This window comes from Halanaerobium saccharolyticum, assembly GCF_003259895.1.
Lineage (GTDB): Bacteria > Bacillota > Halanaerobiia > Halanaerobiales > Halanaerobiaceae > Halanaerobium > Halanaerobium saccharolyticum_A.
The window spans coordinates 12,457-37,919 of record NZ_QLME01000029.1; the positions used below are offsets into that span (position 1 = coordinate 12,457).

23 protein-coding genes are annotated in these 25,463 nt (G+C 33.8%); 20 read left to right on the top strand and 3 right to left on the bottom strand.

What is annotated here, in order from left to right:
- Window positions 1–85: 85 nt before the first annotated feature.
- Complete coding sequence (locus tag C7958_RS13670; RefSeq protein ID WP_111573242.1) at window positions 86–2,512, bottom strand: GH36-type glycosyl hydrolase domain-containing protein; 2,427 nt, start codon at window positions 2,510–2,512, stop codon at window positions 86–88.
- A gap of 309 nt (window positions 2,513–2,821) precedes the next feature.
- Between C7958_RS13670 and C7958_RS13675 the strand changes: the two genes are divergently transcribed.
- From C7958_RS13675 to C7958_RS13735, 13 genes are all read left to right on the top strand, one after another.
- Window positions 2,822–3,694 (top strand): aldose 1-epimerase family protein, encoded by an 873-nt coding sequence (locus tag C7958_RS13675; RefSeq protein ID WP_111573243.1) that lies wholly within the window; start codon window positions 2,822–2,824, stop codon window positions 3,692–3,694.
- Between the two features lie 9 nt (window positions 3,695–3,703).
- The gene (locus C7958_RS13680) at window positions 3,704–4,882 is read left to right on the top strand and encodes a radical SAM/SPASM domain-containing protein (RefSeq protein ID WP_111573244.1); all 1,179 of its coding nucleotides are present in this window, start codon (window positions 3,704–3,706) and stop codon (window positions 4,880–4,882) included.
- Window positions 4,879–5,871 carry a radical SAM/SPASM domain-containing protein gene (locus C7958_RS13685; protein WP_111573245.1) on the top strand — a complete coding sequence of 331 codons (993 nt, stop codon included), beginning with the start codon at window positions 4,879–4,881 and terminating at the stop codon, window positions 5,869–5,871. Before C7958_RS13680 ends, C7958_RS13685 begins: the two co-directional genes overlap by 4 nt.
- A 109-nt stretch (window positions 5,872–5,980) precedes the next feature.
- On the top strand, window positions 5,981–6,634 hold the full coding sequence (locus C7958_RS13690; protein WP_111573246.1) for a hypothetical protein: 654 nt from the start codon (window positions 5,981–5,983) through the stop codon (window positions 6,632–6,634).
- Between the two features lie 94 nt (window positions 6,635–6,728).
- On the top strand, window positions 6,729–7,202 hold the full coding sequence (gene ahbA / locus C7958_RS13695; protein WP_111573247.1) for a siroheme decarboxylase subunit alpha: 474 nt from the start codon (window positions 6,729–6,731) through the stop codon (window positions 7,200–7,202).
- Window positions 7,195–7,710 (top strand): siroheme decarboxylase subunit beta, encoded by a 516-nt coding sequence (gene ahbB, locus C7958_RS13700; RefSeq protein ID WP_181453830.1) that lies wholly within the window; start codon window positions 7,195–7,197, stop codon window positions 7,708–7,710. The genes ahbA and ahbB overlap by 8 nt, the downstream gene beginning before the upstream one ends.
- 99 nt (window positions 7,711–7,809) lie before the next feature.
- Window positions 7,810–8,094, top strand: coding sequence for a hypothetical protein (locus C7958_RS13705; RefSeq protein WP_111573248.1), 285 nt, complete (start codon window positions 7,810–7,812; stop codon window positions 8,092–8,094).
- 97 nt (window positions 8,095–8,191) lie between these two features.
- Window positions 8,192–10,075: a bifunctional 2',3'-cyclic-nucleotide 2'-phosphodiesterase/3'-nucleotidase gene (locus C7958_RS13710; protein WP_111573249.1), complete on the top strand. Its 1,884-nt coding sequence runs from the start codon at window positions 8,192–8,194 to the stop codon at window positions 10,073–10,075.
- 207 nt (window positions 10,076–10,282) lie between these two features.
- Window positions 10,283–12,406 (top strand): EAL domain-containing protein, encoded by a 2,124-nt coding sequence (locus C7958_RS13715; RefSeq protein ID WP_111573250.1) that lies wholly within the window; start codon window positions 10,283–10,285, stop codon window positions 12,404–12,406.
- Between the two features lie 39 nt (window positions 12,407–12,445).
- On the top strand, window positions 12,446–12,889 hold the full coding sequence (locus C7958_RS13720) for a GNAT family N-acetyltransferase (protein ID WP_111573251.1): 444 nt from the start codon (window positions 12,446–12,448) through the stop codon (window positions 12,887–12,889).
- A gap of 63 nt (window positions 12,890–12,952) precedes the next feature.
- Window positions 12,953–13,735, top strand: coding sequence for an inositol monophosphatase family protein (locus C7958_RS13725; protein WP_111573252.1), 783 nt, complete (start codon window positions 12,953–12,955; stop codon window positions 13,733–13,735).
- A 26-nt stretch (window positions 13,736–13,761) separates the two neighbouring features.
- Window positions 13,762–14,550 (top strand): fumarylacetoacetate hydrolase family protein, encoded by a 789-nt coding sequence (locus C7958_RS13730; RefSeq protein ID WP_111573253.1) that lies wholly within the window; start codon window positions 13,762–13,764, stop codon window positions 14,548–14,550.
- Between the two features lie 74 nt (window positions 14,551–14,624).
- Entirely contained in the window at window positions 14,625–15,083 is a 459-nt protein-coding gene (locus C7958_RS13735; RefSeq protein WP_111573254.1) for a hypothetical protein, read from the top strand.
- A gap of 109 nt (window positions 15,084–15,192) precedes the next feature.
- On the opposite strand, the gene C7958_RS13740 is transcribed toward C7958_RS13735, so the two are convergent.
- Window positions 15,193–17,007, bottom strand: coding sequence for a heme NO-binding domain-containing protein (locus C7958_RS13740; protein WP_111573255.1), 1,815 nt, complete (start codon window positions 17,005–17,007; stop codon window positions 15,193–15,195).
- A 343-nt stretch (window positions 17,008–17,350) separates the two neighbouring features.
- Here C7958_RS13740 and phnD point away from each other — a divergent pair, with 343 nt between their 5' ends.
- The 7 genes from phnD to C7958_RS13775 all read left to right on the top strand — a co-directional run bounded on the left by phnD (window position 17,351) and on the right by C7958_RS13775 (window position 25,033).
- Complete coding sequence (gene phnD, locus C7958_RS13745; protein ID WP_111573256.1) at window positions 17,351–18,307, top strand: phosphate/phosphite/phosphonate ABC transporter substrate-binding protein; 957 nt, start codon at window positions 17,351–17,353, stop codon at window positions 18,305–18,307.
- 171 nt (window positions 18,308–18,478) lie between these two features.
- A complete protein-coding gene (phnC, locus tag C7958_RS13750) occupies window positions 18,479–19,327 on the top strand; it encodes a phosphonate ABC transporter ATP-binding protein (protein WP_111573257.1) in 849 nt (282 codons plus the stop codon).
- A complete protein-coding gene (gene phnE / locus C7958_RS13755; RefSeq protein WP_243834361.1) occupies window positions 19,275–20,081 on the top strand; it encodes a phosphonate ABC transporter, permease protein PhnE in 807 nt (268 codons plus the stop codon). Before phnC ends, phnE (C7958_RS13755) begins: the two co-directional genes overlap by 53 nt.
- Window positions 20,082–20,109: 28 nt before the next feature.
- Complete coding sequence (gene phnE / locus C7958_RS13760) at window positions 20,110–20,910, top strand: phosphonate ABC transporter, permease protein PhnE (RefSeq protein WP_111573259.1); 801 nt, start codon at window positions 20,110–20,112, stop codon at window positions 20,908–20,910.
- 263 nt (window positions 20,911–21,173) lie between these two features.
- A complete protein-coding gene (locus C7958_RS13765) occupies window positions 21,174–21,752 on the top strand; it encodes a class I SAM-dependent methyltransferase (RefSeq protein ID WP_111573260.1) in 579 nt (192 codons plus the stop codon).
- Between the two features lie 723 nt (window positions 21,753–22,475).
- Window positions 22,476–23,483, top strand: coding sequence for a sugar ABC transporter substrate-binding protein (locus C7958_RS13770; protein WP_111573261.1), 1,008 nt, complete (start codon window positions 22,476–22,478; stop codon window positions 23,481–23,483).
- A gap of 56 nt (window positions 23,484–23,539) precedes the next feature.
- The gene (locus tag C7958_RS13775) at window positions 23,540–25,033 is read left to right on the top strand and encodes a sugar ABC transporter ATP-binding protein (protein ID WP_111573262.1); all 1,494 of its coding nucleotides are present in this window, start codon (window positions 23,540–23,542) and stop codon (window positions 25,031–25,033) included.
- 230 nt (window positions 25,034–25,263) lie between these two features.
- On the opposite strand, the gene C7958_RS13780 is transcribed toward C7958_RS13775, so the two are convergent.
- Window positions 25,264–25,463: transposase (locus C7958_RS13780; protein WP_146608775.1), on the bottom strand; the 200-nt coding region annotated here is incomplete at its 5' end.

Consider the following 25,463-nt stretch of genomic DNA (forward strand, 5'->3'; position numbering starts at 1 on the left):
CAAGAAATATACTAATCTTTCACAAAATATAAAGGACAGGACTCAAAGTTTTAAAGTCCTGTCCGCTTTTTTGATTAATTAAATTTTATCCCATTATAACTTCTACTTTAACTGGACCTTTATCAAAGTCTTTCAATATTTGACCTTCAATTTTTTCGCCTTCAACAAATATTTCCTTAACTCCTTTGCTAACATGCTCCGGATTTTTTACTTCAATCTCAAATTTAGAGCCTCTAAACTTTCTCTGTACTTTAAAACCATTCCAATCTTCAGGAATACAGGGATCAATTTTTAAACCCTCAAATTCAGGTCTGATTCCAAGTATCCACTGGGTAATAGCTACAAAGTTCCAGGCAGCTGTCCCGGTTAACCAGGAGTTTTTAGCTTCCCCAAAACTGGCCGCATCCTGACCGGCAATCATTTGAGAATAAACATAAGGTTCAGTTCGATGCAGATCACTAATTTTTTCCCTGTAAGCAGGAGCAATTTTACTGTAATATTCAAAAGCGCGGTCTCCATTACCAATAATTGTTTCGGCAATCATAACCCAGGGATTATTGTGGCAGAAGATAGCACCATTTTCTTTATAGCCGGGGGGATAGGAACTAACTTCTCCCAGATTAATTTGATATTCTTTAATTGTAGGATCCAGGATCATTAATCCGTGTTCAGAATTCAATCTTTGGTTAACTGAATTTAAAGTTTTTTCAGCAAATCCATCTTCAAGGCCCAGACCTCCCATAATACAAAATCCCTGAGGTTCAATAAAGATTTCTGCATATTGATTACCTTTTGCTCCAACTTTATCACCATAATAGTCGTAAGCTCTTAAGAACCATTCTTCATCGCGACCGGCTTTATTAACAGCTTTTTTCATTTTTTCTAACTCTGTTCTGGCTTTTTTAGCTAATCCATTTTCACCTACCTTTTCAGCTAGATGTACAAAATCAGGACCGGCAGTTAAAAACATACCTGCAATCATTACTGATTCAGCTGAGCTATCATCTTTATTACTTACTGTCTGGAATGATTCTCCTGGTTTTTCAGAAAAGGCGCTTAAATTTAAGCAGTCATTCCAGTCAGCATGACCAATTAGAGGTAAGTCATGGGGACCTAAATTATTAACCACATGCATAAATGAAGCTTCCAGGTGATCAAAGATCGTAGCTTTTTTGTCGCTATTAAAAGGAACTTCTGCTTCCAGTATAGAATAATCTCCAGTTTCTTTAATATAAGCAGCAACAGCAAAAATTAACCAGAGAGGGTCATCATTAAAGCCGCTGCCTATTTTGTCATTTCCTTTTTTGGTTAACGGTTGATACTGATGAAAAGCACTGCCATCTTCAAACTGAGTTACTGCCAGATCTTTGATTCGCTGTTTAACTCGTTCGGGGATTAAATGAGCTGACCCCAGTAAGTCCTGATTGGAATCTCTAAATCCTATACCACGGCTGATACCTGATTCAAAATAAGAGGCAGAACGAGCTAAATTATAGGTAACCATATTCTGATACTGATTCCAGGTATTAACCATTCTTTCTAATTTGGGATCCGAATGTTCAAGTGAAAAAGAAGAAAGCAGTTTTTCCCAGTGTTGATTTAACTGATCAAAGGCTTTTTCAACTTTGGCTGTACTGTTATATTTTTCCATAAGTTTTTCTGCTTTGTCCTTATTAATAACTCCCGGGCTTTCCCATTTTTCTTCATCTTTGTTTTCTATATATCCCAGCTGGAAAATCAATTCTTTTTCTTCTCCAGCTTCCAGTTCAACTTCTAGAAAGTGAGAAGCGATTGGAGACCAGCCGTGAGCAATAGAATCATTTGATTTTCCAGCTTCTAAAACCTGTGGTTCAGCAAAGCTGTTATATAAACCTAAAAAACTTTCCCGGTCTGTATCGAACCCACTAATTTTTTGATTAACTGTAAAGAAAGTATAGTGATTTCTTCTTTCTCTGTACTCTGTTTTATGATAAATTGTTGAGCCATCTACTTCAACTTCTCCTGTATTAAAATTACGCTGGAAATTTGTCATGTCATCTTCGGCATCATAGAGGCAGAATTCTAAAAATGAAAAGAGTTTAAGTTTTCTTTTCTTTTGACTCAGATTTTTAATTTTAATCTGATGCAGCTCCGTGTTATCTCCCTGAGGTACAAAGAATTTCATTTCAATTTTTAAATCATTTTTTTCTGACTTAATTACAGTATATCCCATTCCATGTCTGCATTCATAACTATCCAGTTCAGACTTTTGAGGAGCCCAGCCTGGAGAAAAGTAGCTACCATTTTCATAGATATAATAATAGCGACCTCCAGCATCTGTGGGTACATTATTATAGCGGTAACGGGTTAGACGGCGCTTGCTGGCATCTTTATAAAAACTGTAACCTCCAGCAGTATTAGAAATTAAACCAAAAAACTCTTCCGATCCTAAGTAGTTAATCCAGGGATAAGGTGTGTCAGGTCTTTCAATTACATATTCCTTATTTTTGTCATCAAAATAACCATATTTCACAATAAAACTCCTCTCTAAAATTATAATTAATTTCTTTAAATCATTGATCTTTAAAGCTAAAGTGAAAATAATAAGATAATCCGAAATCGTTTTAGCATATTTAATATATTCTTGTTAAAATAAAAAAATCCTTCTTTTTTTAAGAAATAAAATAAGTTTCAGGCAAAAAAATAAAAAAATTAAGATAAATAACTGTTACTTTCTTTTAAAATCAGCTTATCTATTATATAATCTTAATAAATCGAATAAGTTTATTAAATTTTTTAATACTAATTTTGTAAATAGAAAAAAGCTCAGGAGGTATGATTTATGATTTCTAAGCTTGAAAATAATGAGATTAAAATTAAAGTGGATACTCAGGGAGCTCAGCTGCAGAAATTAATTTTAAAAGAGGATCAGAAAAATTATTTGTGGCATGGAGATTCTAAATACTGGGGTAGAAGGGCACCTGTATTATTTCCGATTGTTGGCCGCTTAAAAAATGACAAATATTTATATAATGGACAGGAATATCAAATGACTCAGCATGGTTTTGCCAGAGATAATGAGTTTGAATTAGTAGATCAGGATAAGAATTTTTTGACTTATGCTCTGGAGGAAAATAGGGAAACATTAAAAAAGTATCCTTTTAGATTTAGACTGGAGATTAAATATACAATTAAAGAAAATTCTCTTGCTGTAACTTATCGGGTTATTAATCAGGATCAAAAAGACATGTATTTTTCTATAGGAGCTCATCCGGCTTTTTATTGGCCGCTTGCTGAAAATGAAAGCAAAGCTGATTATTATTTAGAGTTTGAAAAAGAAGAAAATGCAGATAAATATTTACTGGATTCAGGTTTACTAAATAATGAAAAAGTTAAGGTACTCAGTAATTCTAAAATATTAGAGCTGCAGCCGGATATTTTTAAAGATGATGCCCTGGTTTTTAAAGATCTAAAATCAGAAAAAATAACTTTAAAGAGCAGAAAATCAAATAGAGAAGTTCAGGTTGAATTTAATAACTTTCCCTATTTAGGAATCTGGTCTCAATCGGCCGCGGCCCCTTTTATCTGTATTGAACCCTGGCAGGGAATTGCTGATTCCGTTAACAGCAGTGGTAAGCTAGAAGAAAAAGAAGGAATAAAGCGATTAAAAGCAGGAGGAATATTTAAATGCACCCATACAATCACTATCGATTAGAGGTAAAATATGTTTAATATAACTAAAATGCTAACAGAATTTAATACTTATGGAGATCAGCTGCGCTATGATAAAGACTGCAGTCAGTCATCAATTGGAACCCGACCTGGACTGGGACCAGTTGTTGCCTGGAATATTAATTCTCAGTGTAATTTAAACTGCAAACACTGTTATTCAAATTCTACAGCAGCTAAAAAAGTCGAAACTTTAAATACAAAAGAGGCTTTTGCTTTAATTGATCAGCTGGCTGATTTTAAAGTCCCGGTTTTACTTTTGTCGGGAGGAGAACCACTGCTGCGCCCGGACTTATTTAAATTGATAAAAAAGGCTAAAAGCAGAGACTTAAGGGTAGTTTTATCTACAAATGGAACTCTGCTGACGGAAAAAATGGTTCAGGAATTAAAATCTCTGGGAGTTAGTTATATTGGAATCAGCCTTGATGGAATGAAAACAGTTAATGATCAATTTCGCGGTAAAAAAGGAGCCTTTAATGCTGCTTTAGAGGGTATTCAAAACTGTCAAAAATATGATCAAAAGGTAGGACTTCGTTTTACTATTAATCAGGAAAACTATCAGCAAGTTGATGAGCTTTTTCAGCTGATTGAAAAGGAGAATATTCCCCGGATTTGTTTCTATCATCTGGTTTATTCAGGTCGAGGAGAAAATATTAAGGAAGCTGAATTAAGTGATCAGGATAAAAAGATGACAATTGATAAAATTATAAACTGGACTCAGTATTTTATCGATCAGGGAGAGCCCAGAGAAATATTAACAGTTGATAATCACGCTGATGGAGCTTATCTTTATTTAAAAACTAAAAAAAATGAGCCGGAGCAAGCTGAATATATTTACAGCCAGCTTTTAAAAAGTGGGGGTAACCGCAGCGGCAGTGCAATTGCGAATATTGATCATCAGGGAGACGTTTTTGCAGATCAATTCAGCCGTTTTATAAGACTGGGTAATATCAGAGAAAATAGCTTTTCTGAGATCTGGCAGGATCAGAATAATGAGTTTCTAAATAAAATGAGAAACAGAAAAAAACATCTTAAGGGGCGCTGTGCTGCCTGCCGATTTTTAGAAATCTGTAATGGTAATTTGAGAGCCCGTGCCTATGCAGCTGGTGATTTATGGGGCGCAGATCCCGGATGTTATTTAAGCGATCAGGAAATTGGGGGGGTTTATAGATGAATATCATATCCTGGAATTCTACAAATAAATGTCATTTAAGCTGTCCTCACTGCTATCGCGATGCAGGAAGTGATATGGGAAAAGAATTAAATACTGCTGAAGCTAAAAGAATGCTGGATCAGATTAAAGCAGCTAATTTTCACTTAATGGTTTTTTCTGGTGGTGAACCACTCTTAAGGAATGACATTTTTGAGTTAATGGCTTATGCCTCAGAAATTGGACTCAGACCAGTGCTGGGAACAGGTGGTGGATTAATTGATGCCGAAATCGCTGTTAAATTAAAAGAGGCCGGTGTTCTGGCTGCTGGTATCAGTTTAGATAGCGTCATTCCGGAAAAACACGATCAATTCCGGGGAGAAGAAGGACTTTTTACTAAGGTGGAAAATGCTTTTGTAGAACTTAAAAAAGTGGGAATTCCTTTTCAGACTCACATGACTGTTATGGATTGGAATCTGGATGAGTTAGAATCTGTAATAGATTATTCAGCTCAAATTGGGGCTAAAGCAGCTCATATTTTCTTTATGGTCCCTACAGGAAGAGCAGCGTATATAGAAGAGAGTGCAATTTCTAAAAAAGAATATCAGCAGGCTATAGAGAGAATTATGAAAAAATCAGAAGAGGTAGAGATTGAAGTTAAGCCGGTCTGTGCGCCTCAATTTATTGCTACAGCTGATCAGCTGGATATTCAGTCCCGATTCAGAAATGGCTGTCTGGCAGGTGTAAGTTACTGTATTGTTAATCCTGTTGGAGATGTTCAGCCCTGTGCCTACCTTGATCTTAAAGTAGGAAATGTTAAAGAAGAAAGTTTTAAATCTATCTGGGAAAACAATAAAACTTTAACTGAGATGAGAACTCTAGACTGGGAAGGAAAATGCGGCAGCTGTAAATATGGCAGCAGCTGTAGAGGCTGTAGAGCCAGAGCCTATTATTACAGTGGTGACTACATGCAGGCTGATCCCTTTTGTTCTATAAAAAACACTGGTCTGTAGTTCTGTGACACATATCATATAAACTCCTTTTTAAAGATGCTATAATTACTTGAGCAGAATAATCAAGTATATTAATAAAATAAGTATATTAAAAAAAGGAGTTTTGATAATGAGTGCATTTTTAGGCCCAGTCCACATGTGGTTATATAATCAGATTCAAATAGTAGAAAAACGGGAAGCGAAAATTGTTGAGCAGTTTGCTAATAAGTATTCGACAGAAGAGGTTAATAATCTAATTTTTGCTTATCGTGATCAGTACGGAGATTTAAAGGAAGATAAGCCGCTGGCAGAATTAATTGCTGGCAGCAACATCCATCCCTGGTTAGAAACTGCAATTAGTAATGCTCAGAGCAGAGAAGCAGCTGTTGCAGCAGCCTTAATGGATAAATACGATGATCAAGATTTACTTTTAGATATTTATGCTGATCAGGCAGAAAGACTTGCAGAAAAGGCTAAAATAAGAGACAATGTAGATGAGTTTAATTTAGATGATGCTTTTGAAATTATAAATGAACATTTTGTAGAAAGAATGCCCTGTGATCGCTTATCAGGAGCAGTTAAAGAAGAAGGAAAGATCATCTGGAAACATCAGAGCCGTCTGCATCAGGAATTCTGGCAGCAGACCGAGGTTGAGATGGAGTTAATGCACCAGCTTTACTCGAAGTGGCTGGAAGTATTTATAGAAAATTTAAATCCCTCCCTTACTCATAAAAGAGTAAGAGAAGCTGATTATTATAATGATATCTTCTTTAATAAAGCATAATCTATAAATTCATTTCAAATACTTTAATTTATAAATTATTAAGCTCAGTTTAGAAAATCATAGGCTGAGCTTATTTTATTTAGGAGCTGTTTTTATGGAAAAAATTGATAAGAAAATTTTAGATAGACTGCAGACGGGTTTAAAATTAGAAGCCTCGCCTTTTCAAAAAATAGCAGCAGAACTGGAAATAGAAGCAGACGAACTGCTGCAGCGGATTAAAAAGCTTAAAAAAGAAGGTTTTATTCGTCGGCTGGGAGGGGTCTTTAGATCTTCAAGGCTGGGCTATAAAAGTACTCTTATAGCTCTAGAAGTGGAAGAAGAAAACTTTTATCAGGTGGCTGAAATTATCAATCAGCATTCAGGTGTAACTCATAATTACCGCAGAGATCATCAATTAAATCTCTGGTTTACCCTTTCAACGGCCAGTGAGCTTGATCGAGAAAATTTTCTGGCTCAAATTAAAGCTTTACCGGGAGTAAACGAACTCTATCAGCTGCCAAAAGAGAAGTTTTTTAAGTTAAATGTATTTTTTAAAATGGAAGAGGAAGCCGGTGATCAGCATGAATAATATTTCAGATAACGATTTTGGGGAAATTGTGGATGAACTGGATAAAAAGATCATTAAGGCTTTAGAAACTGATATACCCCTGACCTTAAATCCCTATCAAAAAATTGCTGATAATTTAAATATTGATAGAGCTGAACTTTTAACGAGATTACAGAAACTTAAAGAAAGAAAAATTTTAAAAAGAATTTCGGCTATTCTACACCACAGGGATTCCGGTTATCAGGCAAATGGGATGTTTGTCTGTCATTTTAATAAACAGGAGATTGAAGAGGTTGGAAAAGAAATTTCTGAACTAGAAGCAGTAAGCCACTGCTATCAGCGCAAGACCTATCAAAACTGGCCCTATAATTTTTATGCGATGATGCACGCTAAAAATAAAGAGGAACTGGAAAAGAAGATTGGCCAGCTGGTGGAAAAATACCAGATTGAAGACTATCAAGTTTTATATTCCACAGAAGAATTAAAGAAAACCAGTATGAAGTATTTCGCTTCTAATTTTGACAATTAAAATTATCATTGATATTATATAGGTACTCTAAGGAAAAACTTTTAAAGGAGAAGTGATATTATCAAGAAAAAATTAGCAGTTTTAAAAGATCTTCTCTCAATGTTTATTACTCAGCATAGAAATCAACTGTCATATATTATTGGTTTTCTTTCTGCGCTAGCTTTTGCTCTAATATATACAAAATTTGGAATTAAATTAGGAGTTTCTGCTTTATTAGCAGGTATTTTAGTATTTGAAATTTTTGATCATTTCTTTGGTGGCAGCCCGGATATCATAGTTATGGGTGTTGATAGTGAAGAAGATATGATGGAAACTCTAAAAAAGACGATGTCAGAAGCAATTAAAGAAAAAAATAAGGAAAATTCAAATCAAAAAAATGATTAATTTTAATTGCAGCCCTTGAGGCTGTTTTTTTATAAATATTTGACTTAATATTCAAAATTTAATAAAATTGATTTAGACTTTAAAAGGGGTGATAAAATTGTTAAAAGGAAGAAAAGTGTTTTTCAGTCTGTTTTTGACTTTTATTTTAATTTTCGCTCTTTCCTCTGTTTTAATGGCGGCTGAGACTTTGAGTATTCTTTCCACTTCCGATGTGCATCAATATTTAGTGCCTTATGATTATATGGAAGATCAGGTTGATGAAACAATTGGCTTTTCTAAAATTTATACTTTAATTGAAGAAGAACGGAACAATAATCCAAATACTTTACTGCTTGATAATGGTGATCTGATTCAGGGTAGTTTAATTGGACTATATGAATATCAGATTGAGCCAATTACTGAAGGTGAAACCCAGACAATAATTAAGGCCTATAATCATGCAGGCTATGATGCTGCAACCATTGGAAATCATGAACTCCAGGATTACAGTCTGGATTATTTAGAAAAAGCGATGGCTGGTGCAGATTTTCCATTTTTATCAGCCAATATTATGTTAGCTGAAAATGAAGATGAATTTTATACTGATCCGTATACAATAATAACTAAAAATATTAATGGCAAAGATTTAAGAATTGGAGTTGTTGGTTTTGTTCCACCACAGTCTATGCGCTGGGGTAAAGATCATCTGGAAGGTAATGTTGTGATTAAAGATATTATGGAACAGGCTGAAGAGGTAATACCCGAACTTGCTCAACAAACTGATATTGTGGTAGTTTTATCCCATTCTGGAATTAGTGATGCTCCTGTAGATTCCTATGATGCAAGGGAAAATGCCTCCTATTATATTGCTCAAATGGATGAGGTAGATGCTCTAATTACAGGTCATCATCATGGAACCTTTCCGGATGACTACGCAGATTTAGAGGGGGTAAATGCAGAAGAAGCTACAATTTTTGGTGTACCAACAGTTATGCCCGGTTCCTGGGGTTCAGCCTTAGGTATAATTGATTTAGAGATTGCAGAAAATAAGGGCAGCTGGGAAGTTGTAGGACATCAGGTCCGACATAGAGTAGTTGATGAAGATGTTGAATCTCATCCTGAAATTGAAGAAATTGCCCAGGATGTTCACGAAAATGTAATCGAATATGTGAGGACACCAATTGGAGACACAGAAAGGGATATTACTTCCTATCTGGCAAGAGTTATGGATTCTTCGGTAACCCAGATAATTAATGATGCTCAATTGTGGTGGGCAGAAGATGAGTTTGCAGAAGGAGAATATTCGGATTTACCAATTCTTTCTGCCGCAGCACCATTTAGAGCTGGCAGAGAAGATGCTGATTACTTTACTGAAGTTATGGCCGGAGGAGTTACAATCGGTGATGTTACCGATATTTATATTTATGATAACCAGATCAGGGTAATGCACTTGAATGGTGAGCAGATAATTGAATGGCTGGAACGAAGTGCAGAAAACTTCAATAGAATTGATCCAGATTCAGAGTCAACTCAGGAACTGCTTAACCCTGAATTTTCAGCCTATAACTTTGATGTGATTGATGGAATTGAATATGAAATTGATGTAACAAATGAAGTAGGAGAAAGAATAGTTAATGCAGAATATCAGGGAGAAGCATTAAATGAAGATATGGAATTCCTGGTTGTAACAAATGATTATCGTGCTGGTGGAGGTGGCGATTTCCCTCCCGCTGTAGAAGAAGATCCGGTTTATGCTCCCAGTGGAGTAGTTAATAGAGAGATTATCATGGATTATATTGAAGTTCAGGGCACTATCAATCCTGCTCCAGATTATAACTGGTCAATCAGTTCCTTTGATCCTGCTGGTGAGGTAACATTCCGCTCTCATCCCGAAGCAATGGACTATATCGAAGAATATGAAATTCCAAATATCTCGTTTATAGAAACTGATGAGAATGGTATGGGAGTTTATAGATTAGATGTTTCTAATCTAGATAATTAATAGATGTAATAAGTGATAATAGTAAAGACTGTTCAAATACCCTCTTCCTTTTGCTGCAGGAGGAGGGTTTTCTATTCTGCAGTTATAAAATTTTAGTAATCTAACCTGACAATGGATATAAGTAATTTTTTCTGTTATAATTAAGTTAATAAATTCAGATAAAATTTCTCAAATAAGCGAACGAGTATATATAAATAGGAGCTAATAATGAGAATACTAAAAAATTTAACTATCCAAAATAAAATACTACTGGGAATTGGACTCAGCTTTATTCTGGCTATGATTTTTTTGCTGGCAATTGTTATTTATCAGTTTGAAGACCTTTCAGCGGAAAATCAGGTTTTAATTGAAAAAGAATTACTGGAAAGAAAATATGACAAGTATGAAACCCTCGTTAAAAGCAGGGCGGAAATCTTATCAGAGATCTATCATTTACGTCTGGAGGAAATAGAGGCCAGAGGTGAGGAATTAAATGAATCAGATATGAGATTACTGATGGCAGAACTTAATGATGACATCTATATTGAAGATGTATATTTTTATATTTATGATTTAGAGGGAACTACTGTTTCTTTACCCCCTACCCCCGCTTTAGAAGGTAAAAATCGGAGTGATTTAGAAATAAATGGAGTTCCGATTGTTAAAAATATGATTAGAATCATTAATCAGGAGGGTGGAGGACGCTTTAATTATCTTTATCATAATCCCCGGAATGGAATGCTGGAAAATAAGTATAGTTATATCCAAAAAATTTCCGGGACTGAAATGTTTGTCGGCTCTGGAGGTTATCAGAGCAGTTATTATAATATTGTAGATAGACTACTGCTTAAAATCTCAAATGTTAGAGATGAGACAATTTATCTGCTTTTAATTAGCTTTGCAATTATTGTTTTAATTATATTTTTAATTATATTTGATATTTCAGAATACATAAATTCAAATTTAAAGCAGATTGTATCAGCATTTAAAAGAGTGGAAAAAGGTCAGCTTAATTTTAAATTGGATATTAAAAGTGAAGATGAATTTGGAAGTCTGGCTGCTGGGTTTAATCAGATGTTAAAAAGAATTAAGAAATTGACTTATAATGATCCCCTGACCGGTCTTCCTAATTTGAATTTTCTGGAAAACAATCTCTCTGAGAGTTTAAAAGAAAATGCAGAAAATGATAAACATATTTATTTATTCACCTTGATTACAGATAACATGACCTTAGTTAACAGCAACTATGGTTATCAAAAAGGTAATGAAATACTGCGGGAACTTTATCAGCGTCTGGGAAAAAATTTATCAGAAGAAATGACAATTGCCCGTAAAAGTGATGAATTTGTTTTCTACTTTGCTTCTAATAAAGATAAAGCAGAAATCAGAGAATTTGCCGGGGAAATTTTAAATAATCTTTCAGAACCCTATGAGGTTAACAATAATCTAATTTATTTAAAACTGAAATTAGGAATTGCAGTTAATGAAAATCAGGAAAGTTGTTCAGAATTAATTAGAAAATCACGGCTGGCACTGCATTTTGTTGACGAAAAAAATAGTATTAAGTTTTTTGATCAGGAAATGATGGGCCAACTTTCAGGTAGGTTAAATTTAGAAAGCCAATTAAGAAAAGCCATCGAAAATGATGAATTTGAGCTTCATTATCAGCCACAGCTGGAAAGTAAGACAAATAAAGTTGTCGGAGTAGAAGCCCTAATTCGCTGGCAGCATCCAGAAAAAGGCAGAATATCACCGGGAGAATTTATACCACTGGCTGAGGAAAGTGGAATGATTTTAAAACTGGGGGACTGGGTCTTAAATGAAGCACTATGTCAGCTGAAAACCTGGCACAATAAAGGACATTCTGATTTGATTTCTGCTGTAAATATTGCACCTCAGCAATTTCAGCAGGATGATTTTGTTTCAAATATAGATGAATTATTAAAAAAACATCAGCTTGAGGCAAAATATTTAGAACTCGAGATAACAGAACGGACAGTAATCAAAGATATAGAATATACTGTAGATATTTTAAACCGCCTTAAAAAGCTGGGTGTTAGAATTTCTATTGATGATTTTGGTACAGGTTATTCTTCTTTAGAATATTTAAATCGTTTTGCTCTCGATAAATTAAAAATTGATAAATCTTTTGTCCACAACCGCAGTAATTTAAACATAGTTAAAACAATTATCATGATGGGCAGCAATTTAGGGCTGGAAGTAGTAGCAGAAGGTGTAGAAACAAAAGAGGAATTAGATTTCTTGATCAAAAATAATTGTAATTATTATCAGGGTTATTATTTTGCCAGGGCTGAAAAAGCCGCTGATGTTGAAGAATACTTTAGTAAATAGTATATCTTTAAATGATTTATCTTAATAAAGGAGTGGATTATGGAATTAAATATAAAAAGCTTTTCTGAACTGAATAATCAGGAATTATATAAAATTATTGAAGCTAGAATTAATGTTTTTGTCGTAGAACAAAACTGTCCCTATCAAGAATGTGATAATAAGGATCAGGATTCTTTTCATCTATTTTATCAGGATCAAAATCGGATTGCTGCTTACTTAAGGATAATCCCCCCGGGAATATCGTATCAGGAAGCTTCTATTGGCAGAGTTCTGGTTAAAAAAGAATACAGGCGGGAAGGTCTGGGGATTAAAATGATGGAGGCTGCAGTTGCTTTTATAAATAATAATTTTAATACAGAGGTAATCAGGATTTCGGCCCAGGAATATATACTTAAATTTTATCAGGATCTAGGTTTTAAAGTAGTTTCAGACCGCTATTTAGAAGATAATATTCCCCATTATCAAATGCTGTATAAATTGTAATCAGATAATTTTTCTGATAGAATTATATTAAATGAAAATTATAGATGGAGGTGCTTTTTTAATTTGATAAATTTAGTAGATGCAGCAGTACTTACAAAAGAATGGGCTCTAGATGTCGGTAAAATGCAAAGGGAAAAATTGAAAAAGGAAAGTTTTAAAGTTGATACTAAAAGTAACCTGAATGACCTTGTAACTGAAATTGATTTATTGAGTGAAGATATGATTAGAGCCAAAATAGAAAAGTATTATCCAGAACATAATATCCTGGGCGAAGAAAGTGATTACTCTGATAAAAATAGTAAATACACCTGGGTTATTGATCCTCTGGATGGGACAAATAATTATGCCAGTTCTTATCCAATTTATTGTGTTTCAATTGCTTTAAAATATGAATCTGAAGTTGTAATGGGGGTTATTTATATTCCAGAGTTAGATGAGATTTATTCCGCTATTAAGGGAAAAGGAGCCTATAAATCTGGAACTCCAATTAATATATCTCAAAAAACATCTTTAAACTCAGCTCTGGTTGCTACCGGTTTTCCCTATGATAAAAAAGATTCTAAAATTGATAATCTGGCTCCTTTAAATAAGATTTTAAAGGAGATAAGGGGTATCAGGCGTTCCGGCAGTGCTGCTTTTGATCTTGTAGCTGTGGCCGGGGGACGGATTGATGCTTTCTGGGAATTTAAACTTAAAGAATGGGATTATGCAGCAGCAGCTTTATTGATTAAGGAAGCAGGAGGAGAAGTTTATCAGACAGATTTGGAGGATGCCCCACTTTTTATAGCTGGCAGCAGAGAATTGGTTGCTGAGCTAAGAGAAATTATAGAGAGCATTTATTTATAAAATAATAAGAAGCAGGTGAGCAGTAGATGAGGATTATTAGATATCAAAAAGAGAATGAGATTAAAAATGGTATTTTAAAAGATGAAAAGATATTTAAACTGGAAGGAGATATTTTTTCTGATTTTTCCAGGGGAGAAGAGACAGCAGATTTGAAAGAAGTTGAACTTTTAGCACCGGTTATACCACCCAATATAATAGCAATTGGTTTAAACTATAGACAGCACGCAGTAGAAACCGGGGCAGAAATACCAGAACGTCCGGTCATTTTTTTAAAAGCTACAAGCAGTTTAGCAGATCCAAATTCTGAGATAATTTTACCCAAACTGGCTCCAGATGAGGTTGATTACGAAGCAGAACTGGCTGTTATTATTGGCAAAAAAGCTAAAAACATTGAAACAGTTGAGGTGGACGAATATATATTAGGTTACAGCTGTGCCAATGATGTCAGTGCTCGGGACTGTCAGAAAAAATTAGATGAACAGTGGGCCAGAGGCAAGTCATTTGATACTTTTTGTCCGCTGGGACCCTGGATTGAAACTGAATTAGATCCTGGGGACTTAAAAATTAAATCTATTTTAAATGGTGAAGTTATGCAGCAGTCAAAAACTTCGGATATGATTTTTAACATAGACCAATTAATAAGTTATTTATCTCACAATATGACTCTACTTCCCGGAACAGTTATTCTAACGGGGACCCCAGAAGGTGTTGGTTTTGCCAGAGAGGATAAGATTTTTTTAAGAGATGGTGACCAAATTACTATTGAAATTGAGGGTATAGGAAGTTTAGAAAACACAGTCAAAAAAGGAAGATAAACTTAATCAGTTATTCAAAAAAGTTATTTAAAAAAATTTATTAATTTAATATCAGCTCTTTAGGGAGGTTTATTATGCAGTTTTTCAATCAGAAAACTTTTATTTTGCTAATCCCTGTTCTCTTAGCTGTCCTGTGCTATATTGTTCATAAAACAATTGCATCTTTAAAAAGAAAAAGGGCAGAAGAACTATTTACAAATTACCACAAAGATAGAATTATATATTTTAGTAAAGAAGTCAATTTTTTTGGTCAGAAATCAGATGGTAGAATTCAACTTCGGGGTAATGGTTCCTTATTATTAACGCCTGATGAACTTCATTTTTTAAGATGGGTTCCCAAAAAGAATATTGTTATTTCTTTAGAGAATATTGAAAAAGTTGAGAGGGTTAATTCTTTTCTGGGAAAGAGTAAAAATAGAGAATTATTAAAAGTTGAATTTAGCAACCAGCAGGGAGAGAAAGATTCGGCTGCCTGGCTTTTAAATAATATGCATGCCTGGGAACAGGTAATAAAAGATAATCTGCAAGAATAAATAAAACCGCTCTTAAGGATTAGAGGCTGAATAAGGCCTTAAAGTCCTGAGAGCGGTTTTTTTGTTTATTTATGATCTTTATTTTTTTGTTTTCGCTTATTTTTATTTTTTAGACATTGTAACCTTTAAGGTTTTTGCGGAAGTTTTCTGTTAAGTCTTCCATTTGCTCAATATAACCCGTCATTTCTTTAATCTTTTCAGAATAATTATTAACGCTGGCACTCATTTCTTCACTGGAAGCAGAATTTTCCTGAGCAATTGCAGCCAGATTATTAAAGTTTTCAATGACTTCTCTAATTTTCTTTGTTTCTGTATTTAAGCTGCTGACTATATCGACAACCTGATTAGTAGCAGATTCAATATCATTGGTGGCACTATTACTTGATTCAGCAACTTCCTCTAGAGCTTGATTACTTGCCTCAAGATTGGTGAACTGCTCACTGATACTGGAGCTGAGAGTTTCAACATGTTCGGTAAACTCTCCCAGATTTTTTCTGATTGTCTCAACTGCCTGTTGAGATTCTTCGGCCAGATCTCTTACTTCTTCTGCAACTACTGTAAAACCGCGACCATTATCAGAAGAGCGAGCGGCTTCAATAGAAGCATTAAGTGAAAGCAGATTAGTTTGTCCGGCAATATCTTCAACTGTATCTACAATTTCCATGATTGTCTCTATTTTTTCCGAAAGCTGTTTTCCTAACTGATTGACATTGGCAAATGCTTCCCGAACTCCACTGATTCTCTGATTGACATCAACAACAGCCTGAGTGGAAGAACGAATATTTTTAACAGCATTTTCTAAGTTTTCACGGCTGTCCTGACCGGCTTCAACCAGTTTTTCAATTTCTTCAACATTTTGATTGACTATATAAGCGGATTCTTCAGTTTCCTGGGCCTGAGCCTGAGCTCCCTGAGCCACTTCATCTACAACAGTTGAAATACTGCCAGAAACTTCGTCCATATCTTCCGCCAGTTCAACAAAGTCCTTGGTAAAATTATGCATATCATCAGTTCCACCTTTTAAGAAAAGAATATCTTCTCTTAATTTGGCTTTTATCTGACGCAGTTTATTAAATAATCTTTCAAAATCATCAGCTGTTTTTAGCCTGTTTTTATCATCAAGATTCAATGCTTCTATTTTACTAAGCTCATCATCAATTGCTTTAACAGGAGACATTAAAAGTCTGCTAATTAAGGCCAAAACAATTCCCAGTCCAGCAGAAGCCCCCAGATTAATTGTCAAGCCTGCTGAAAACTGAGGTAGAGATGTTAAAGCAAAACTTAATATAAAAGCAGTAAATCCCATTTTAGCAGGAATACTTTTAAATATACCCAGTCCCATAATTTTAGAGAATAAATATTTTTTTTCATTTCTAAATGATTTTTCAAAGCTAATATGTATAGTTAAAAAATCTCGTCCATCATCTAAAGTTCCTCTGTCAATTTCTTCAACCTCAATAGGAGTTTTGAAAAATGAGGAACTACCCTCTAAAAGACCTAAAAAATAATCGTACATTCCTCTTTCAGATTTATATATCATTTCTATTTTATGATCATTTAGTTCTTTTGCTCGCAGACGAGGAGGGTTGGCTCCTGGAATCATTTCTGTTAACTGCAGATGCACGGTATCCATCAACATCAAAAAGTTTTTTAAAGTACGATTACTGAAATATGAGGGAAACCAGTTGGAAAAAGTTTCAATATTTTTCATCCCCATATCATGCCAGATTTCACCGGGTTTTTTACCTACCTCCTGCCCCATATATTTCATTAAATTCTTTGTTTTTTGATCTTCAATTGTTGTCATTGGTGTGATAATTAAATCTTCTTTAAAACCTGCTTTCTTTTTTGCGCTGCTGACTACTTCTTCTCCATAAGTTTTTGTAAGAGTTTTAAGCCAGGTCGAAACGACTGTTCCCTTCATATACTTCCCTCCATTAATAATTTAATTTCTAAAATTTGATAGAAAATTTTATGCTTTTATTTAAAAAAACAGAGTTCAAATAAAAATAGCTCAATAAATTAAGCTATATTAATAATATTTCGTGGTAAAGGAATAAATACCTTCTTTAAAACAAAAAAACGTTAGGTACCAGGTCCAAAACGGCCGTTTTGGACCTGGTACAGAAGAAATAATTCACAAAACACTTAACATTACCTTAACAATTAGTTACAATTTTTTTACAATTCAGAAATACTCCTGTAACTTTGATATGTCATTATATTAATTGCAAGCGGAAAACAAAAAAACTTGGAGGTAATAATTAATGAAAAAATTTGGGCAAGTTTTTACAGTACTGATTCTTTTAGTTTTTATATTTAATGGATTTGTATTGGCGGCAGAAATGGACTTTGGTTATCTAGGTGACGAATTTGTTGATTATGATGGGGATTTAGTTGCGGATTTACCTGCTGATGAATCTGAATGGATTAATCCTGATACTATTATTTTTTCTTATACACCTGTAGAAGAGCCTTCAGTTTATAAGACAGCCTGGGCAGACTTTTTGGACCATTTAGCTGAGGTGACTGGAAAAGAGGTTATGTTTTATGCAGTGGAGAACTATGCTTCACAATTAGAAGCTTTAAGAGCGGGAAGAATTCATATTGCCGGTATCAATACTGGTAGTGTCCCTTTTGCTGTAAATACTGCAGGAGTTGTTCCTTTTGCCATGATGGCAGCTGAGGATGGAAGCTTTGGTTATGAAATGGAAATTATCACCCAACAGGATAGTCAGCTTGAAGGTTTAGAGGATTTAGAAGGTAAAACAGTTGCTTTTGTCTCTCAGACATCTAACTCTGGTTTCAAAGCACCATCTGCAATTTTAAAATCTGAAATGGGTTATGAAGCGGGAGAAGACTATAAGACAACATTTAGCGGCCGCCATGATAACTCAATTATGGGTGTCTATAATGGTGATTACGAAGCTGCTGCAATTGCCAATTCTGTAATGCACAGAATGGATGCCAGTGGAGCAATTGATATGTCAGAGATCAAAACAATTTATAAGTCTCAAACTTTCCCGACAACTGCTTACTCTTATGTAAACAATCTGCATCCTGGACTGGCTCAAAAAATTAAAAAAGCATTTTTTACTTTTGACTGGACAGGAACAAGTTTAGCGGCAGAATTTGAAGATGATAAGTTTATTCCAATTGACTATAAGACTTACTGGGAAGTTATTAGAACAATAGATAGAGCAAATGGAGTAGAATATAAATAGAAACTAACAGAAATTAAATTGAAACAGATTTTTACTATTGCTGGGGTGGCAGAGGCGGTTAATAAGAGCCGCTTTTGCTTTTAAATGGTACCGGGTGCATGGATATTTTTTCCAGGTACCCGGTACCTATATATTATTACGGTACCTATATATTAATAGAGAGGTGAAAAAATGCTAAAAATCAATAATTTGCATAAACAATATCCAGGAGGAGATTTAGCTCTAGAGGGAATTAATCTAGAATTGAAAAAAGGAGAAATTGCAGCTGTTATTGGTCCATCAGGAGCGGGAAAATCAACTTTAATTCGCTGTATTAATCGTCTGGTTGAGTCCACGGCAGGAGAAATAATTCTAGAGGATCAGGACATTAATCAGCTAAGCAAAAAAGAATTAAAAGAGAAGAGAAGAAAGATGGGGATGATTTTTCAGGAATATGCCTTAGTTGAAAGACTAACAGTGATGGAAAATGTGCTGTCGGGAAGGCTGGGATATTTGTCATTCTGGAGAGCCTGGCTGCGCCGATTTCCACAAAAGGATATTAATCAAGCCTATCAGCTTTTAGAAAGATTAGGGCTTAAAGATCATCTAAATAAAAGAGCAGACCATTTATCAGGAGGACAGCGGCAGCGGGTAGGGATTGCGAGAGCTTTAATTCAGAATCCAGACTTATTATTAGTTGATGAACCCACAGCCAGTCTTGATCCCAAAACCGCCAGACAAATTATGCGCTTAATTACAGAAATGGCACGGGAAAGAGAGCTTGCAGCTTTAATAAATATTCATGATGTACTGCTGGCAAGAGAATATGTCAGTAGAATAATTGGAATGAGAAAAGGAAAGATTGTTTTTGACGGCAGTCCTGCAGATTTAAATAAAGAAACTCTAACCACAATTTATGGAAAAGAAGACTGGAATAACTTTAAGAATAAAGATCAAGAAAATTCAGCATCTGAAGGAGGTAATGATCTTGCTGACAGAGAGAAGCGAAAATTACAGCTGGCAGCGTCCTCATCTAATTAAAAGCAAAAATAAACGAATAATTATTTATTTTCTGGTTTTAGCTTATTTAATTTTTACTTTTATTTCCCTGGAGATTGATCCTCAGAGAATTTTACTTGGTCTAAGCAGAAGCCAAAAATATTTTGCTGATTTCTTTAGACCGGATTTTATTTCTCGCGGAGAGTCAATTATGGATGGAATCATTGAAAGCCTGACAATGACTTATGTGGCAACTATATTTGGAATAATAATTTCAATTCCCTTTGCTTTTGGAGCAGCTGAGAATATTTCTCCAAAGCCAATTTATTTTTTATCAAGAGCAGTGATAGTTATCTCAAGAAGTTTTCAGGAAGTAGTTATTGCAATATTTTTTGTGGTAGTTATTGGTTTTGGTCCGATGGCAGGTGTTTTAACCTTAACTTTCAGCAGTATCGGATTTCTGGCAAAATTACTGGCAGAAGAAATTGAGGATATTGACTGGAGTCAGGTGGAAGCTGTTAAAGCGACCGGAGCTTCCTGGCCCCAATTAATGACTTATGCTATACTACCCCAGATTTTACCCCGTTTTATTGGACTGGCGGTTTACAGACTTGATATTAATTTTAGAGCTTCGGCGGTAATTGGAGTTGTTGGGGCCGGCGGAATTGGTACAACATTAAATGCGGCTTTTGACCGTTATGAGTTTGATTCTGCTTCTGCAATATTGATTGTGATGATTGCGATTGTACTTCTGGGAGAATTGTTTTCTTCCTTTATTAGAAAAAAATTAAAATAAAGATTATTAAATAGAAAGGAGTTTAAAAATGCCTAAAAATGATTATAACTGGCAGTTAAAAGGCAGAGTTAGAATTTTAAGAGAAATTTTATTCTGGGCAGCTGGTATCTGGCTTTTTATTTACTGCTGGAATATTATTTCAGCCCGGACAATGTGGCCTTTTGTTTATGATGGAGCTGAACAGGCATCCAAATTACTAATGAGGATGTTTCCTCCAAACTGGCCTTATTTTTTAAATCTTATAAGACCAATCTGGGATACAATAACTATAGCTACTCTGGGAACAATTGCTGCTATATTACTGTCCCTATTTGTAGCGTTTTTGGCTGCTGAAAATACTTCACCCCATCCAATTTTAAGACAGCTGGCCCTTCTGATAATTGTAACTTCTCGTTCAGTAAGTTCTTTAATCTGGGCAATAATTCTAGTTATTATTCTGGGGCCAGGGGTACTGGCAGGAATAATTGCAATTTCCTTAAGATCTGTTGGATTTGTCTCTAAACTTCTTTATGAGAGTATAGAAGAAATTGATAAAGAACAGGTAGAAGCAGTCGAAGCTACTGGAGCTTCCAAATTCTCGACTCTAATTTATTCAGTTGTGCCTCAGGTTTTTCCTTCATTTGTAGGGACAGCTGTTTATAGATGGGATATAAATATTCGCGAATCTACAGTTGTTGGTTTAGTAGGAGCTGGCGGTATAGGATTACAGCTAAATGAAGCTATTTTGGGACTTAAATGGCCTGATGCAATAATAATTTTTATGATGATTTTATCATTAGTATTATTTTCTGAATTATTTTCGGCTAAAATCAGAAAAATTCTTATTTAGATATATTACACCTACCGTTTACGAAACCAAATTTTGGAAGCGTAAACGGTTTGAATTTTTTCTGGTAATCGAGTACCATTATAATTTAATATTGATTAAGTAAAAGGCCTTACAATCTTCTTATTTGTAGGGTCTTTAACTTTTTAATTTATTAGTTTCAGTTATAATATTTTTAGAAAGAGATAAACTAATATTTAAAATATATAGATTTTTAAAAAGTTTTACTATTAAAATTAACTATTTATTAGAAGAGGAGTGGTTTTATGTCAGGTAAAAGATTTCATCCGGCCAGAAAGAAAAAATTATTTACAGAAAAAAGATTAAAAAGCTTAAAACCTGCTGAACTTCTTTCTGAATTATATTTAAAAGAGGGAGATATTTTTATAGATGTTGGAGCCGGTAATGGTTTTTTCTCACTGCCAGGAGCTGAGATAGTTGGAGAATCAGGCAAAGTCTATTCTGTTGATGTAGAAATTGATATGCTTTTAGATTTAAAACATAGAGCTCAGCAGGCTGGTTTAGCTGATAGAATTGAGATAGTAAAAAGTGAAGATAATGATGCTAATTTACAGCAATCAGCTGATTTTATGCTTTTTGCCTATCTTTTCCATGAGCTAGATGCAAAGGATAAATTCTTAGATAACTATTTTAGATTTTTAAAAAAAGGTTCTCGAGTAGTATTTATTGAATGGGATCCTGAAAAAAGGGAAGAGGGGCCACCACTCCATCATCGGATCAAGAGTGAGCAGTTGAAGACAATGTTAGAGCAGAGAGATATAAAAAATATAGAAGTAAAAGCTATAGATTATAATTCCTATTTAATTAGCGGGGTTAAAGTTTAATTTAATAAAATATTTGTATAAAGAATGTAGGAATTTGTAGTTTAAAGTTCCTGCATTTTTCTTTCGAAATTATTTGACAATTTAAAATTATTGATTTATAATGTTGTTACTGTAAAAATTTATAGTTTTTATCAGTATTAGTTTAGTTAATAAAATAATTTTAGAAAAATTTAATTAATACTAAAAATTGTTTGACAATTAAAAAATATTATATTATAATATTCTTACAAGTTAATAATATTTTTTTGAAGTTCTTTGCAAACGTTTAATATTCAATTCTAAAGACAAATAATATTTTTGTTGTTATTGCAAACGTTTGATATCTGAAAATAATTAATACAATATATATTTATAATTTTATAACTATTTAACCTAGTTTTACAAATATTATCCGTTATCTTGTTTTTTTAATTAATGATGATATCTAAAAAATCTTATTTATTTTTTATAGTTCTGTAAACGTTTGAAATTTGAAAATTAAAAAAATTGTGGGAATAACACTATTATTTTATAACTACCACTGTAAATAATTCAGAATAGCTTATTTTAATATAAGCTCTGTGTTATTAATCAGATGGTAGTTTTTTTATTTATAGAGGGAGGTGATAAATAATAAAAGAATGTATTATTAAAGAGTTTAAATTAGGGGTTAAGTTAGATTATTTGCTTTTAGGGATCATAGTTTCAAAAAACAATATTGATTAATACAATAGGAGGATACAAATGAGAAAATTATTTTATCTATTCATAGTTCTGATGTTAGTTTTAGGTGTAACAGTTACTGTTTCCGCTCAAACTGAGGCTGATGAAGAGTATAGAATTTCTGTAGTGCTTAAAGCTACAAATAGTGATTACTGGAAATCTGTACAGGCGGGTGCTGATCAGGCAGCAGAAGATTTTGGGGTTGAAGTTTCTGTTGTTGGACCAAGTAATGAAACTCAGGTTATGCAGCAGATTAATTTATTAGAAGATCAAATTTCTAGACAGGTTGATGGTCTTGTAGTTGCTCCTTTAAGACCTTCAGCAGCTAAGACAGTTTTAGAAAAAGCAATTTCACGTGGAATTCCGGTGGTTACCATAGATACTGATGCTGAATTTGAGGGCAAAACTTCTTTTGCTGGTACAGGTAATTTCCAGGCTGCTCAACAAGCTGGTAATTATATGGTAGAAAAATTGGATGGTGAAGGAGAAATAGCAATAGTTAGGGGTGCGGCTGGAGATTATATTCATGATCAAAGAGTAGAAGGATTTTTAGATGCGATAGGTGATTCTAATATAAATGTTGTATCTACTCAGCCTGCTGATAGCCAAAGAGGTGAAGCTGTTAGTGTAATGCAGAATATTTTACAGACCTACCCAAATATTGATGGTGTTTATGGTACAAATGATGAGATGGCTTTAGGAGCTTTCAGAGCACTTAAGAGTACAAATGCTGGTGATAATGTTACAGTTATTGGTTTTGATGGTTCACCTGATGCAATTAAATCAATTAGAAACGGCGAATTAACTGCTACAGTACAGCAGGACTCTTATAATATTGGTTATACTGGTGTAGAATTGATGGTTAAAACTTTAAATGGTGAGGAAGTTGAAAAAACTGTTCCAGTACCAACCAATATAATTGATAAGGATAATGTAGATGAATCCATTAGAGATTTAAGAAAGGCATTTAGTAGAGATCGCCTTGAAAATATCTTTGGTGAAGATTTAATTGAAGAACTCTTGGATTAATTATTAATTAAATTGTTGCGGCCCCTTTTTTGGGGCCGTATTTAGGAGGAGAACTTATGGGAGAAACTTTTTTAAAAATTGAAAATATCACAAAAACTTTTCCTGGAGTTAAAGCTTTAGATAATGTTGATTTAGAAGTTGAAAAAGGTGAGATTCATGTTCTCATTGGAGAAAACGGAGCAGGAAAATCAACTTTAATTAAAATTTTAACTGGCTTACATCAGCCGGACAGTGGTAAAATAGTAATTGAAGGAAATGAAATTAAGGAAAATAATTTAAGAACAGCACTGGATAATGGAATTATACCAATATATCAGGAATTAAATTTAATCCAACAATTAGATGTAACTGAAAATATTTTTATGGGACGAGAAATTAAAAGAAATGAAAAGTTTGGAATCATAGATCGTAAATTTATGGAAAAAAGAACCCAGGAAATTTTAGATAGATTAAATCAAAATATAAGTCCTACTGCTAAAATTCAAGATTTAGGTGTAGGGAAACAACAGATGGTTGAGATTGCAAAAGCACTTTCTGTAGATGTAAATTTATTAATTTTGGATGAGCCAACATCTTCTCTGGGGGAAGATGAGGTAAATGAACTCTTTAAAACAATGGAGAAACTAAAAGAACAGGGTGTGACAATGATTTTCATTTCCCATAAATTAAGTGAAGCCAAAAGAATTGGGGATAGGATTACTATTTTAAGGGATGGACAGCATGTGTCTACAAATAATATAGAAGATGTTTCAGAGGAAGATATAGTAAGAGATATGGTTGGACGAGATATTGATGAGCAGTTTCCCAAAATACAGATAGATAGAGGAGAAGAAATTTTAAGAGTTGAGAATCTAAAACGTGACGATACTGTTAATGATATTTCTTTTTCTGCTTATAGAGGCGAAGTATTGGGAATTGCGGGACTGGTTGGAGCTGGTAGAACAGAATTGGTGAGGACTGTCATTGGAGCAGATAAAAAAGATAGTGGGAATATTTATATTAATGGTCGTAAAGTTGAGATTAATCATCCTAAAGATGCCTTAAAAGAAGGTATGGTATTATTAACAGAAGATAGAAAAACGCAGGGATTATTTTTAGATCAGACTGTTAAATTTAATATTGTTTCATCTAATTTAAATAAGTATAAAAAAAATATTTTATTGGATTTGAAGCATCAGGCCCAGGATAGTGAAAAATATGTAAACAATTTAAAGATAAAAACTCCAGGTATTTATACGAAAGCAAAACAATTAAGCGGAGGAAACCAACAGAAAGTTGTAATTGGAAAATGGCTAAATACTAATGCTGAAATATTTATATTTGATGAACCAACAAGGGGAATTGATGTTGGTGCCAAAGTAGAAATTTATAATATTATCAACGAACTTATTGGCCAGGGTAAGTCAGTAATTATGGTATCATCAGAGTTGCCAGAAATTTTAGGAGTTAGTGATAGAATTTTAGTAGTTAGTGAAGGAAAGCTAACTGCTGAACTTAATGCAAAAGATGCTACTCAAGAAAAAATTATGAGTGCAGCAACCGTAAGTTAATAATTTTAAGGGGGAAAATTATCAAATGGAGAGAACAAATAATGATTTTGTTAAATAAGCGAATTTCATAATACGCTTAATTTAGTTTAATTCAAAAAAATATTATCTACGAATCATAAAAATAAGCCTTTTAACTTGAAATTGTAGATTTTAATGATTTACCATAGATTTACTGCTAAATTTAGACGCACTTAGTTTGGGTATCTTAAAATCATGTTTTAAAAAGATATTTAAGCAGCTAAAACCTGATTTTGGAGTTTGATTTTCTCGGCTGCAATTCTTGCAGCTATCAAACTGATAGAACTTAATAGCAGATGAGTTTTAACTTTTTTAGCTCCCATTACAGTTAAGTTTTCTAAATTTAAATGCTCTTTTAGTCTGGAAAAAGTTCTTTCAACACTGGTTCTTTTGTTGTAGATCTTTCTCCAGG